Genomic DNA, 12583 nt, shown 5'->3' with positions numbered 1-12583 from the left:
TGATTTGGATTCTGTTTATTGATTGTTGTGCAGATGCAAAAAATTAATCCAGATCATTGAATGTTAAATTAGGCAGCAAAGTGTGATCGGCGTTAGATCACTTTGTACTTCTTTCTGAGTATATTCAGCCCGCTGTTTAAAAAACCATAACAAGGGAAGGGCTATGAAAAAACTCACTCTGGCATTACTGGCGATGGGTTGTCTGTCTGGCGCTGCGTCGGCGCATCAGGCGGGTGAATTCTTTATGCGTGCAGGTACGGCGACGGTTCGCCCAACGGAAGGTTCGGACAACGTGCTGAACATGGGCAGTTTTAAGGTGAATAACAATACCCAACTGGGGCTGACCTTTGACTATATGGTCACCGACAACATCGGGATTGAGCTGCTGGCGGCTACGCCATTCCGCCATAAAGTCGGCCTTGGGCCAACCGGGGATCTGGCAACCGTGCACCAGTTGCCGCCTACGCTGATGGCGCAGTGGTACTTTGGCGATGCTAAAAGCAAGGTGCGCCCGTACATCGGGGCCGGGATTAACTACACCACATTCTTTGATGCCAGCTTTAACGAAACGGGTAAAAGTGCGGGTCTCAGCGACCTGAGCGTCAAAGACTCCTGGGGGGCGGCGGGCCAGGTCGGGCTGGATTATATGGTAAACAACGACTGGCTGCTGAATATGTCCGTCTGGTATATGGACATCGATACCGAGGTGAAATTCAAAGCCGGCGGCGAGCAGCAGAATATCAAAACGCGCCTCGATCCGTGGGTATTTATGTTCTCGGCAGGTTATCGTTTCTGATAGCCAGAGCCAAAAAGGCCGGGTTTCCCCGGCCTGAATGTTTTAAGCGCGCGTGGCTGCCTTCATGCCCTGAACGAAGCTTTTTAGCTCGCTCAGCATCACGTCAGGTTTATCAAGGTTCTTCTCGATAATTTTTACCACCGCCGAGCCAGAAATGGCACCCGCCGCACCCGCCGCAATCGCATCGCGAACCTGAGAAGGCTCGGAGATACCAAAGCCCTGTAGTGCCGGAGCGGCCTGGAACTCTGTCAATTTTTCTACCAGATGATGCAGCGGCAGCTGAGCACGGGTCTCGGCTCCGGTCACGCCAGCGCGGGAAAGCAGGTAGGTATAACCGCGCCCGTGGGTAGAAATTTCACGCAGCAGCGCATCATCGGCATTTGGCGGGCAGATGAAGATAGGTGCCACGCCGTGGCGCAGGGCCGCATTGCGGAATTCAGCAGACTCTTCAACCGGCACGTCGGCAATCAGCACTGAATCAACGCCAACTTTGGCACACAGGGCATAAAACTCGTCGATACCGCGGCTGAACACCAGGTTGGCATACATCAGCAGGCCAATGGGGATTTCCGGGTATTTCTGGCGAATTTTAGCCAGCATCTCGAAACATTTGCTCGGCGTAACGTCAGAGGCAAAAGCGCGCAGCGCGGCGTTCTGAATCGTCGGGCCATCGGCCAGCGGGTCGGAGAACGGAATACCCAGCTCAAGCGCATCTGCACCGCCTTCAATCAGCGCATCGATAATTTTAAGAGACTGCTCAGGGTTCGGGTCGCCAAGGGTCACAAAGGGAACGAACGCGCCTTCCTTGCGTGCCTGAAGCTGTTCAAAAAGATGATGATAACGTTCCATTACATTTCCCCTCGTGCTTTCAGAATATCGTGGACGGTGAAGATGTCTTTGTCGCCGCGGCCTGAGAGGTTCACCACCAACAGCTGCTCTTTTTCCGGATTCTCGCGCATCATTTTCAGCGCATGGGCGAGGGCGTGGGAAGATTCCAGCGCCGGAATAATTCCTTCGTTACGGCACAGCGTCTTAAAGGCATCCAGCGCTTCGTCGTCGGTGATCGACACGTAATCGGCGCGGCCAGTGCTATTAAGGTAGGCGTGCTGCGGCCCAACGGACGGGAAGTCCAGCCCGGCAGAGATAGAGTAGGACTCTTCAATCTGCCCTTCGTCGGTCTGCATCATCGGCGACTTCATTCCGAAGTAAATGCCCACGCGGCCATGCTTGAGCGGCGCGCCGTGCTCGCCGGTTTCGATACCGTGACCGGCAGGCTCAACGCCAATCAGGCCGACGCTGGTTTCATCAATAAAATCAGCAAACATGCCGATAGCGTTGGATCCGCCGCCGACGCAGGCGATGACCGCATCCGGCAGACGTCCTTCTTTCTCCAGGATCTGCGCTTTGGTTTCTTCGCCGATCATGCGCTGGAATTCACGAACGATAGTCGGGAACGGGTGTGGACCCGCAGCGGTGCCGAGCATGTAGTGCGCGGTGTCGTAGCTTGCAGACCAGTCGCGCAGCGCTTCGTTACAGGCGTCTTTCAGAGTAGAGGAGCCGCTGTGTACCGGGATCACTTCGGCACCCATCAGGCGCATACGGAATACGTTCGGCGACTGGCGCTCAACATCTTTTGCGCCCATATAAATGCGGCACTTCAGGCCCAGCAGGGCGCTCGCAAGGGCGGAGGCCACGCCGTGCTGACCGGCACCCGTTTCGGCAATAATTTCGGTTTTACCCATCCGTTTGGCGAGCAGAGCCTGGCCCAGAACCTGGTTGGTTTTATGCGCGCCGCCGTGCAGCAGGTCTTCACGCTTGAGGTACAGCGTGGTGTTGGTGCCGGCGGTAATATTTTTGCATTTGGTCAGCGCCGTAGGGCGACCGGCATAGTTTTTCAGCAGGTCGTTAAACTCGGCCTGGAAGTCAGCATCGCTTTGTGCCGCAACAAACGCTTCTTCGAGCTGGCGCAGGGCGGGCATCAGGATCTGTGGCACATACATGCCGCCAAATTCACCAAAATAAGGGTTCAGTAAAGTCATTGTATCTCTTCCTTAGTAAGCCCGCAGGGTCTGGAAGACCGCAGCCAGCTTGTTAGCATCTTTGATTCCCGGCGCGCTTTCCACGCCGGAATTGAAATCCAGTCCTGCGCAGCCGGCTTTTGCCGCTTCTACACAGTTATCCGCTCCGAGGCCGCCCGCCAGAATCACGTTATCCAGCTTTTGTCCGGCTAACAGTCGCCAGTCGAAGCTTTGCCCGCTGCCGCCCTGGCCGTTATCAAACACGTATTTATCGACGGACTGCAGGTTGCGTTCCGGCAGAGTTTTGCCGACGCTAAGCGCCTTCCAGATTTGTACCTTCGTCGGCAGAGCCGCACGCAGCTGGTTGATATAATCCTGGTCTTCGTCGCCGTGCAGCTGTACGGCGGTGAGAGAGAATTTCTCTGCTTTTTCTACTACTTCAGTTACAGGCGTATTACGGAACACGCCGACGTAGCGCAGCGGAGCGGCCGCAATAACCGCTTCAGCTTTTTCATCGCTCACAAAGCGCGGTGAGGCCGGAACAAAAATCAGCCCGCCGTAAATCGCCCCGGCTTCTTGTGCCGCGCGGGCATCTTCACCGCGCGTCAGGCCGCAAACCTTGTTTTCACCCAGCAACACGCGGCGCACGGCGGCGTTTAAATCATCTTCGCTCATCAACGCGGAACCAATCAGGAACCCGTTGGCGAAGTGGCTCAGCTCGCGAACCTGAGCGTAGTTATTGATGCCGGACTCGCTAATCACCGTCACGCCGTGGGTCCGGCGTGGAGCCAGCTGGCGGGTGCGGTCGAGGTCAATGGACAGGTCACGCAGGTCGCGGTTGTTGATGCCAACAACTTTGGCCTCAAGCGCAATGGCCCGCTCCAGTTCCTCTTCGTTACTGACTTCGGTCAGCACGCCCATATTCAGGCTATGCGCCACGGCCGCAAGCTGGCGATACTGCTCGTCGTTCAGCACGGAGAGCATCAGCAGGCAGGCATCGGCCTGGTAAAAACGCGCCAGATGAATTTGGTAAGCGTCGATAATAAAGTCTTTGCACAGCACCGGCTGGCTGACAATGCCGCTGACTATCGGCAGGAAATCAAAACTGCCCTGGAAATATTTCTCATCGGTCAGGACCGAAACCGCCGAGGCATAATGCTTGTAGACGTTTGCGATGCGCGCCGGGTCGAAATCATCGCGGATCACGCCCTTAGACGGCGAAGCTTTCTTGCATTCAAGAATGAACACGCTGCGCGCGCCCTGTAGCGCGTGGTAGAAATTGCGCGTGGCCGGTACGATGTCATTCTGGAAACTCGCCAGCGGCTGCTGCTGCTTGCGGGCTTCAACCCACAGCGCTTTGTCTGCGACGATTTGATTCAATACTGTTTCCTGCATTGCCTTATCCTCTCCCTGCCAGTGCGGTAACGCGGTCGTATGCTGCGCCGCTGCGTAATACATCCAGCACTTTCTGCGCGTTGGCTTTCAAATCTTCGTGGCCGTGCAGCCGCATCAGCATGGCGACGTTGGCGGCCACTGCGGATTCGTGCGCTGTCTCACCTTTACCTTGTAACAGGCGGGTCAGAATGTCACGGTTTTCTTCGGGCGTGCCGCCCGCCAGCGCTTCCTGGTGGTAAGCAGGCAGGCCAAAGTCTGCGGCGGTCAGCTGGTAGCTTTTGATTTCGCCGTCGTGCAGCTCGGCAACCTGCGTTGGGGCATGGAGCGAAACTTCATCCATCCCGCCGCTGTGAACGACAGCCGCACGTTTATAGCCGAGTACACGCAGGGTTTCAGCGATAGGCAGCACCAGCTCTGCGCTGTAAACGCCTATCAGCGCCAGAGGCGGATGAGCCGGGTTAATCAGCGGCCCCAGCACGTTAAACAGGGTGCGGGTTTTCAACTGCTGGCGAACCGGCATCGCGTGGCGAAAGCCCGTGTGGTACTTAGGCGCAAACAGGAAGCAAACTCCCAGCTCGTCCAGCGCTTTTCTGGACGCATCGGCTGGCATTTCCAGGTTGATGCCAAATGCGGCCAGTAAATCGGATGATCCGGAGCGGCTCGACACGCTGCGGTTGCCGTGCTTAGCGACCTTCATTCCCACCGCGGCGGCCACAAAGGCGCTGGCGGTGGAGATGTTAATGCTGTTGCTGCCGTCGCCGCCGGTGCCGACGATATCGGCAAATTCGTAGTCCGGGCTTGGGAACGGTGCCGCATGCTCAAGCAAGGCGGAAGCCGCACCGGCAATTTCGTTCGGGTGCTCACCGCGTACTTTCATACTGACCAGCGCCGCTGCCAGCTGTTCCGGCTTCAGCTCGCCGCGCACAATGCCGGAAAACAGCTGGTGGCTCTCTTCGCGGCTCAGGGTCTGGGCCTGGTACAGCTTGTCGAGGATAGGTTGCAGCGTATTTGCCTGTTTCAGCTTCTGCAAAGCCCAGTCCAGCGTTTGCTCCAGCAGGCGAGCGCCCTGGCTGGTCAGAATAGATTCAGGGTGGAACTGGAAGCCAACAACGCGGTCCGTTTCGTGGCGCACGGCCATGACCATGCCGTCGAAATGGGCGTTAATGGTCAGCCCGGCCGGAATATTGCTCCCGACCAGAGAGTGATAGCGCGCAACCGGCAGCGGGTTAGGCAGCCCGGCAAACATCGCTTCACCATCGTGAGAAATTGAAGACGCTTTACCGTGCAGAATTTCACCGGCCTGGCCAACATAGCCGCCGTAAGCTTCAACAATCGCCTGGTGGCCGAGACAAATGCCGATAATCGGCAGTTTGCCGCGCATGCGGGTTAACAACTCCGGCATGCAGCCCGCCTCGCTTGGCGCGCCTGGGCCAGGGGAGAGCATCAGCACCGGGTTGTCCATCGTCGCCAGGCGTTCAATCAAGGTCTGGGCCGGAACGTGGTTGCGGTAAATAACTACGTTGTGGCCGTTAGCACGCAGCTGATCTGCCAGGTTGTAGGTAAAGGAGTCGATATTATCGAGCAACAGAATGTCAGCCATCAGAAAATCTCCTGTGCGTGATGCGCGGTGGCAATGGCGCGCAAAACAGCGCGGGCTTTGTTGCGGGTTTCATCGGCTTCGGACTGCGGGTCTGAGTCCAGCACCACGCCAGCACCGGCCTGAACTGTTGCAATGCCGTCTTCTACATAGGCGGAGCGGATGACGATGCAGGTATCCAGGTCGCCGTGGGCGGTAAAGTAGCCGACCGCGCCGCCGTAGCTGCCGCGGCGGACGCCTTCGGCACCGGCAATCAGCTGCATAGCACGGACTTTTGGTGCGCCGCTCAGGGTGCCCATATTCATGCAGGCGCGGTAGGCATGCAGCACGTCGAGGTCATGGCGCAACTCGCCGACAACGCGTGAAACCAGGTGCATAACAAAGGAGTAGCGGTCAACTTTGGTCAGATCCGCAACGTAGCGGCTGCCTGGAGTACAGATGCGGGCAAGGTCGTTACGCGCCAGGTCAACCAGCATCAGGTGCTCGGAAAGCTCTTTATGGTCGGTACGCATTTCCAGCTCGATACGGCTGTCCAGGTCGCGGTCAAGAGAACCGTCGGCGCGGCGGCCGCGAGGGCGAGTCCCTGCAATTGGGTAAATTTCAATCTGGCGGTTGGTGGCATCGTATTTCAGCGAGCTTTCCGGCGAAGCGCCAAACAGGGTGAAGTCGTTATCCTGCATAAAGAACATATACGGGCTCGGGTTGCTCTTTTTCAGGGTCTGGTACGCAGCCAGCGGCGACGGGCAGGGCAGTGAGAAGCGGCGGGACGGTACCACCTGGAAGATCTCACCGATTCGAATCGCTTTCTGCATCTGGCGAACCACCGCGCCGTACTCTTCGTCGCTCTGGTTAACGTCGCAGCTCATGTGCTCGACTTTCTGCACCGGCAGCGCGGTTGGCTGCTCGCTAATCTGCTGGCGCAGCTGTTCGGTACGCTTCAGCAGGCGCTGCTTTTCACTCTCCGACGGAGTGAACAGGCTGGCCTGAATGCGGGTCTGTTTTTTCTGGTGATCGATGGTCAATAAGGTTTCGGCCAGGTAAAAGCAGTAATCCGGGCAGCGGTTGTCTTGCTTCAGCTGCGGCAGATCTTCAAAACCGGCGACCAGGTCATAGGCAAACAGGCCGCCAAAGAACATCGCATTGCGCTCATCGGCAGGGACGCTAACCAGCTCCTGCATCAGGCGGAAGGCGTCAAAGACCGAAAGCGAGCACAGGCGGGCATCTTCATCCAGCAGGGTGCTGACTGCCGGGAAGCGCAGCGTGCGGCCATCAGGGAAATGCTGGTTTTCAACGCCCGCAGGCAGGGCGGCGTCCAGCAGCGGCAGCAGTGAAGCGCCGTTGACGGAGAGCGCCTGTAACGTGACAGTGTCACCCAGGGCGGTAATGCGCATCGCACTGTCGACCAGCAGCAGGCTTTTTAAATCGTTCTTGCTGTCGATGTCGGCGGACTCCAGCAGCAGAGTAGCCGGACGAGCGCCGCAAAGCTGATGGAACAGCGCGGTTGGGTTTTCACGGTAGGCGGCTTCGCTGCTCAGGAGTTCTAATGCTGGTTTTTGTGTTTGCATGTCAGTTCTCAAATTTTGTTCAAAAAAAAGCCCGCGTTATTAGCGGGCCTGGTATCTGCGCTGGTAACCAGCGTTCGCGTGAGGTCCGCCCGAAGTCAGGAAGCACGCCACCAGCTAAGCAGGGAATTCATCGCTTTCATTTCAGATACCTCGTCATGTGAACTTGCGTACTAGTAAACTGGTTCGGACGTAAGTTGTCAATAGTGATTTTTTAAAATAGCCGAATATCGTTATCATGGGCCGCTAATTTCTATTTATCCATTCCCGGAGCTATTTTGAGCGAGCCCACCCTGGCCACGATCCACGATTTACACAGCCACACAACCGCCTCGGACGGCCTGCTGTCTCCTGAAGCCCTGGTTAAACGCGCGGTTGATATGCGCGTCAGCGTGCTGGCGATTACCGACCACGATACCGTGGCGGGGCTACCGGCCGCGCGGGCAGAGATCGAACGTCTTCAATTACCGCTACAGTTAATCAGCGGCGTTGAAATTTCTACCCTCTGGGAAAACCACGAGATCCATATCGTCGGCCTCGGCATTGACGAGCAACATCCCGAGCTCAGGCTATTCCTGGAGCAGCAAAGCGAGCGCCGCCATCAGCGTGCGGCGATGATTGCCGACAGGCTGGATAAAGCCCGTATCCCCGGCGCGCTGGAAGGGGCGATGCGTCACGCAGGCGGTGGAGCGATTACCCGCGGCCACTTCGCTCGTTTCCTGGTCGAGCAGGGCAAGGCCAGCAATATGGGCGACGTGTTTAAGAAGTACCTGGCAAAGGGGAAAACCGGATATGTTCCGCCCCAGTGGTGTACAATAGAACAAGCTATTGATGTGATTCACCATTCTGGCGGGCAGGCGGTACTGGCGCACCCGGGCCGTTACGGCCTGACCGCAAAATGGCTAAAACGACTGCTGGCGCACTTTGCTGAACATGGCGGCGATGCTATGGAAGTGGCGCAGTGCCAGCAGGCCCCCAATGAACGTACTCAGCTGGCGAGCTACGCGCAGCAGTTTAATCTGCTGGCGTCGCAGGGGTCGGATTTTCATCTGCCCTGCGCGTGGATAGAGTTGGGCCGCAAGCTGTGGCTCCCGGCCGGGGTTGAACCGGTCTGGCAGACCTGGGGGCAGGGCCAGAAAGATAAAGAGAGGGCAGTATGAGTCAGTTTTTCTATATTCACCCGGATAACCCGCAGCCGCGTCTGATTAATCAGGCGGTGGACATTATTCGTAAAGGCGGGGTGATTGTTTACCCTACGGATTCAGGCTACGCCCTGGGCTGTAAGCTTGAGGAGAAGGGCGCTATGGAGCGAATCTGCCGCATTCGCCAGCTGCCGGACGGGCATAACTTCACCCTGATGTGCCGCGATTTGTCCGAGCTGTCTACCTATGCGTTTGTCGATAATGTCGCGTTTCGCCTGATCAAGAACAATACGCCGGGTAATTACACCTTTATTTTGAAAGGGACCAAAGAGGTTCCGCGCCGCCTGCTTCAGGAAAAGCGTAAAACCATCGGCCTGCGCGTACCGTCGAACCCGATAGCGCTGGCGCTGCTCGAAACGCTGAATGAGCCGATGCTTTCGACCTCATTAATGCTGCCGGGCAGCGAATTTACCGAGTCCGATCCCGAAGAGATCAAAGATCGTCTTGAGAAAGTGGTGGATCTGGTTATCCACGGCGGCTATCTGGGGCAGCAGCCCACCACGGTTATCGACCTGACGGAAGACGCGCCGGTAGTGATGCGTGAGGGCGTCGGAGACGTTAAACCTTTCCTCTAAGGAAATCGCAATGGCCCGATTTAACATTGATGTTCTTGCTTCTCAATGCGGCGTGACGCCCACAAATATTCGTAGCTGGCAGCGTCACGGCCTGATTAAACCGCAGATGGATGAGAACGGGCACCGTTTTTTTGATATGACTCACTGCACGCGCGTTGCCGAGATTGTCGGCTGGCTGGAAAAAGGCGTGGCCCTGCCTGATATGCTGGCATTGCTGAACGGCGGCGAAACCGCTTTCCCCTCCGGTTGGCTGGAGGTTCAGGATGCGCTGCTGGAACAGTGCGAGGCGATGCAGCCCACGAAGCTGCGGGCGCTGATATGGCGCTACGGGCGTGAAGTGCCGCCCGGCATCTTTATTGATGAAGTTATTCGCCCGCTAAGGCTGTGGCTCAACGCCGATGCACGTTTTGATATGGCGATGAACCGCGCGCTGCTGGATACGGCGCTAATTGAGTACGCCACTTTTGTACTGGCCAGCGGGCGTAAACGCCCCGGCGGCAGCATGTTTATCCTGGCGCTGTCCCTGAAAGACCCGGTAGAACTCTGGCTGGAAGGTATCCGTTTTGCCAGCGATGGTTTTCGCGTCGAGGTATTAGACCGCGAAATCCCAATGCCGGACCTGAGTCGTATCAACGCCGAGCATATTATGGTTTGGGCCGATGAGGCACTAAATCCGGAGCAACAGGCGCTGTATTTACGCTGGCTGAGCCAGGGGCGACCGGTTTTCCTCGGCGGAAGCGAGGCGGCCAACCCGCCCAAAAATTTGGAAACCAATAGCGGGCATTCGCCCCCGGCCCTGGCTTCGTTATTAGATAGCCTCAGTAATTAGCCAGAGTTGCTTCCGGGGGGCGGGTTTTAACTCCATTTAAGCTAAAATTCGTGTAGTATGTGCGGCCACGAAACTGCCCGTTGCGTTTGTTAACCGCCGGGCAGCGGTCCAAATCCGTATTTATACTTCATCAGGCCCTTGCCTTTTGATTTCAAAGTATCTGAGACGCCTGTGAAGGCGACACCCGAGGAAGCTCAATGAGCGAAAAGTTACAAAAAGTGCTGGCTCGCGCCGGCCATGGTTCCCGTCGTGAGATTGAAACCATTATCTCTGCTGGTCGAGTGAGCGTTGATGGCAAAATCGCCACGCTCGGCGATCGTGTTGAAATTACCCAGTCGCTGAAAATTCGTATCGACGGTCATTTGATCTCGATTCGCGAATCTGCGGAGCAAATCTGCCGCGTGCTGGCCTACTACAAGCCGGAAGGCGAGCTGTGCACCCGCAGCGATCCTGAAGGGCGTCCAACCGTGTTTGACCGCCTGCCAAAACTGCGCGGTGCACGCTGGATTGCCGTTGGGCGTCTGGACGTTAACACCTGCGGCCTGCTGCTGTTCACTACCGACGGCGAGCTGGCTAACCGCCTGATGCACCCGAGCCGTGAAGTCGAGCGTGAATACTCGGTTCGCGTGTTTGGCCAGGTCGATGAAGACAAGGTTAAGCAACTGTCCCGCGGCGTGCAGCTGGAAGATGGCCCGGCGGCGTTCAAAACCATCAAGTTCACCGGTGGGGAAGGGATTAACCAGTGGTACAACGTGACCCTGACCGAAGGCCGTAACCGCGAGGTTCGTCGCCTGTGGGAAGCGGTTGGCGTTCAGGTTAGCCGCCTGATCCGCGTTCGCTACGGCGACATCAAGCTGCCTAAGGGCCTGCCGCGCGGCGGTTATACCGAGCTTGACCTGGCCCAGACTAACTACCTGCGTACCCTGGTAGAGCTGCCGGAAGAAACCAGCAGCAAAGTGGCGGTTGAAAAAGACCGTCGCCGTATGAAGGCGAACCAGATTCGCCGCGCCGTTAAGCGTCACACTCAGGTGACCGGCGGCAACCGTCGCTCCGGCGGCGGCCGCAATAGCGGTAACGGCAACTAAATCTAAGCCCCTCATCCGAGGGGTTTTTTATTAGTAATCAATCCCAATCTGCGCCTTAACCCCGGCATCAAAAGCATGCTTCACCGGGCGTAACTCGCTCACGGTGTCGGCTATTTCCAGAATCTCCCGGTGGCAGCCGCGGCCGGTAATAATCACCGTCTGGCTCTCAGGGCGGTGTGCCAGCGCGTTGAGCACTTCTTCCAGCGGCAGATAATCGTAGGCCACCATGTAAGTCAGCTCATCGAGAATAACTAAGTCCAGCGCGGCGTCCGCCAGCATTCTTTTGCCGTGTTGCCAAACCTCAAGGCAGGCGGCGGTGTCGGTCTCCCGGTTTTGCGTGTCCCAGGTAAAACCCGTGGCCATCACCTGAAATTCAACGCCGTGCGGCTCCAGTAAATTGCGCTCGCCGTTCGGCCACTGGCCTTTGATAAATTGGATCACGCCGACTGTTTTACCGTGGCCAACGGCGCGCGTAGCGGTCCCGAATGCGGCGGTAGTTTTCCCTTTGCCATTGCCGGTAAAGACAATCAGGATGCCTCGTTCGTCCTGAGCGCTGGCTACGCGGGCATCCACTTTCTCTTTTTGACGCTGCTGGCGCTGCTGGTAGCGGTCATCACTCATTCTGAGATCCCCGGTTTGCGGTTAGGCTGGGCGTCAAAGCTCATGCCTGTTTTGCGGCGGCTGTCGTCGCCCATCAGCCACAGATACAGCGGCATCAGATCTCGCGGTGTTTTAAGTTTTGCCGGATCTTCCGTCGGGAAGGCGCTGGCACGCATCGCGGTACGCGTCCCGCCTGGGTTGATGCAGTTTACCCGCAGGTTGTGCTGCTTATATTCTTCCGCGAGGACCTGCATCATGCCTTCGGTGGCAAATTTTGAGACGGCATACGCGCCCCAGCCCGCACGACCCTGGCGACCCACGCTTGAGCTGGTAAATACCAGAGAGCCTGATTCTGATTTGAGTAATAAAGGAAGCAGCGCCTGGGTCAGGAAAAAGGTGGCGTTTACGTTCACCTGCATAACGTCCTGCCAGGTTTGTGGGTCCTGCTTGTCCATCGGCGTGACGTCACCCAGGATGCCCGCATTGTGCAACACGCCGTCGAGGCGAGGCACAATACCGGAAAGTTTAGTTGCCAGAGCGTGGCACTCCTCCGGCGTGGTGGTTGCCAGGTCAAGAGTAAACCAGTGTGCCGGATGCAGACCGTGGGCATGAATTTCGTTGGCCACGGCGCGCAGTTTTTGCTCGTTACGGCCTAAAAGGATCACCGAGGCGCCGAAGCGCGCATAAGTGAGGGCGGCTTCACGGCCAATGCCGTCGCTGGCGCCGGTGACCAGAATAATGCGGTTTTGCAGTAAATTATCTTGCGGCTGGTAGTGCATGGTTTAGCTCCTCGCGTGATGCTCAGCGCTCACGTCTTATTTCTCATTAAGTTACCCGGCTTTATGCCTGAAAGGTGGATGCATTTCAATCAGCCAGCGGGAGACAATGCCGGAGATTAACATTTTGCAAAAATTTCATCCCTTT

At 57.1% G+C, this 12583-nt stretch carries 12 protein-coding genes and 1 other annotated feature; of the genes, 5 read left to right on the top strand and 7 right to left on the bottom strand.

The annotated features are described in order from the left end of the window. Nucleotides 1-163: 163 nt before the first annotated feature. Nucleotides 164-796, top strand: a complete 633-nt coding sequence (gene ompW, locus HMPREF0201_RS10930) for an outer membrane protein OmpW (protein ID WP_016536707.1) — start codon at nt 164-166, stop codon at nt 794-796. A 42-nt stretch (nt 797-838) separates the two neighbouring features. On the opposite strand, the gene trpA is transcribed toward ompW, so the two are convergent. The 5 genes from trpA to HMPREF0201_RS10905 are packed head-to-tail and all read right to left on the bottom strand — an operon-like array spanning nt 839 to nt 7371. Further along, the gene (gene trpA / locus HMPREF0201_RS10925; protein WP_016536706.1) at nt 839-1645 is read right to left on the bottom strand and encodes a tryptophan synthase subunit alpha; all 807 of its coding nucleotides are present in this window, start codon (nt 1643-1645) and stop codon (nt 839-841) included. Then, entirely contained in the window at nt 1645-2835 is a 1191-nt protein-coding gene (trpB, locus tag HMPREF0201_RS10920) for a tryptophan synthase subunit beta (RefSeq protein WP_016536705.1), read from the bottom strand. Before trpB ends, trpA begins: the two co-directional genes overlap by 1 nt. A 12-nt stretch (nt 2836-2847) precedes the next feature. Beyond that, nucleotides 2848-4209, bottom strand: a complete 1362-nt coding sequence (gene trpCF / locus HMPREF0201_RS10915; protein WP_039898286.1) for a bifunctional indole-3-glycerol-phosphate synthase TrpC/phosphoribosylanthranilate isomerase TrpF — start codon at nt 4207-4209, stop codon at nt 2848-2850. Between the two features lie 4 nt (nt 4210-4213). Then, complete coding sequence (trpD, locus tag HMPREF0201_RS10910; RefSeq protein WP_016536703.1) at nt 4214-5809, bottom strand: bifunctional anthranilate synthase glutamate amidotransferase component TrpG/anthranilate phosphoribosyltransferase TrpD; 1596 nt, start codon at nt 5807-5809, stop codon at nt 4214-4216. Then, complete coding sequence (locus tag HMPREF0201_RS10905; protein ID WP_016536702.1) at nt 5809-7371, bottom strand: anthranilate synthase component 1; 1563 nt, start codon at nt 7369-7371, stop codon at nt 5809-5811. Before HMPREF0201_RS10905 ends, trpD begins: the two co-directional genes overlap by 1 nt. Before the next feature lie 21 nt (nt 7372-7392). Next, nucleotides 7393-7490, bottom strand: a sequence feature (Trp leader region). A gap of 141 nt (nt 7491-7631) precedes the next feature. On the opposite strand from HMPREF0201_RS10905, the gene rnm reads away from it, so the two are divergent. From rnm to rluB, 4 genes are all read left to right on the top strand, one after another. Next, nucleotides 7632-8528, top strand: a complete 897-nt coding sequence (gene rnm / locus HMPREF0201_RS10900; protein ID WP_172570404.1) for an RNase RNM — start codon at nt 7632-7634, stop codon at nt 8526-8528. Then, nucleotides 8525-9145 carry an L-threonylcarbamoyladenylate synthase gene (locus HMPREF0201_RS10895; RefSeq protein ID WP_016536700.1) on the top strand — a complete coding sequence of 207 codons (621 nt, stop codon included), beginning with the start codon at nt 8525-8527 and terminating at the stop codon, nt 9143-9145. The genes rnm and HMPREF0201_RS10895 overlap by 4 nt, the downstream gene beginning before the upstream one ends. 10 nt (nt 9146-9155) lie before the next feature. After that, nucleotides 9156-9974, top strand: coding sequence for a MerR family transcriptional regulator (locus HMPREF0201_RS10890; RefSeq protein WP_016536699.1), 819 nt, complete (start codon nt 9156-9158; stop codon nt 9972-9974). Nucleotides 9975-10171: 197 nt separating this feature from the next. Further along, complete coding sequence (gene rluB / locus HMPREF0201_RS10885; protein ID WP_016536698.1) at nt 10172-11059, top strand: 23S rRNA pseudouridine(2605) synthase RluB; 888 nt, start codon at nt 10172-10174, stop codon at nt 11057-11059. A 30-nt stretch (nt 11060-11089) separates the two neighbouring features. Here rluB and cobO read toward each other — a convergent pair whose 3' ends face one another. After that, nucleotides 11090-11680: a cob(I)yrinic acid a,c-diamide adenosyltransferase gene (gene cobO / locus HMPREF0201_RS10880; RefSeq protein ID WP_016536697.1), complete on the bottom strand. Its 591-nt coding sequence runs from the start codon at nt 11678-11680 to the stop codon at nt 11090-11092. Next, nucleotides 11677-12438 carry a YciK family oxidoreductase gene (locus tag HMPREF0201_RS10875; RefSeq protein WP_016536696.1) on the bottom strand — a complete coding sequence of 254 codons (762 nt, stop codon included), beginning with the start codon at nt 12436-12438 and terminating at the stop codon, nt 11677-11679. The genes cobO and HMPREF0201_RS10875 overlap by 4 nt, the downstream gene beginning before the upstream one ends. Nucleotides 12439-12583: the final 145 nt, after the last annotated feature.

Source organism: Cedecea davisae DSM 4568 (genome assembly GCF_000412335.2).
Taxonomy (GTDB): domain Bacteria; phylum Pseudomonadota; class Gammaproteobacteria; order Enterobacterales; family Enterobacteriaceae; genus Cedecea; species Cedecea davisae.
Note: the sequence above shows the minus strand (reverse complement) of the source record. Positions and strands in the feature narration are given on the sequence as shown.

Coding starts and splice junctions, on each gene's coding strand:
- ompW (WP_016536707.1), top strand. CDS start 164: ATGAAAAAACTCACTCTGGCATTACTGGCGATGGGTTGTCTGTCTGGC.
- trpA (WP_016536706.1), bottom strand. CDS start 1,645: ATGGAACGTTATCATCATCTTTTTGAACAGCTTCAGGCACGCAAGGAA.
- trpB (WP_016536705.1), bottom strand. CDS start 2,835: ATGACTTTACTGAACCCTTATTTTGGTGAATTTGGCGGCATGTATGTG.
- trpCF (WP_039898286.1), bottom strand. CDS start 4,209: ATGCAGGAAACAGTATTGAATCAAATCGTCGCAGACAAAGCGCTGTGG.
- trpD (WP_016536703.1), bottom strand. CDS start 5,809: ATGGCTGACATTCTGTTGCTCGATAATATCGACTCCTTTACCTACAAC.
- HMPREF0201_RS10905 (WP_016536702.1), bottom strand. CDS start 7,371: ATGCAAACACAAAAACCAGCATTAGAACTCCTGAGCAGCGAAGCCGCC.
- HMPREF0201_RS10895 (WP_016536700.1), top strand. CDS start 8,525: ATGAGTCAGTTTTTCTATATTCACCCGGATAACCCGCAGCCGCGTCTG.
- HMPREF0201_RS10890 (WP_016536699.1), top strand. CDS start 9,156: ATGGCCCGATTTAACATTGATGTTCTTGCTTCTCAATGCGGCGTGACG.
- rluB (WP_016536698.1), top strand. CDS start 10,172: ATGAGCGAAAAGTTACAAAAAGTGCTGGCTCGCGCCGGCCATGGTTCC.
- cobO (WP_016536697.1), bottom strand. CDS start 11,680: ATGAGTGATGACCGCTACCAGCAGCGCCAGCAGCGTCAAAAAGAGAAA.
- HMPREF0201_RS10875 (WP_016536696.1), bottom strand. CDS start 12,438: ATGCACTACCAGCCGCAAGATAATTTACTGCAAAACCGCATTATTCTG.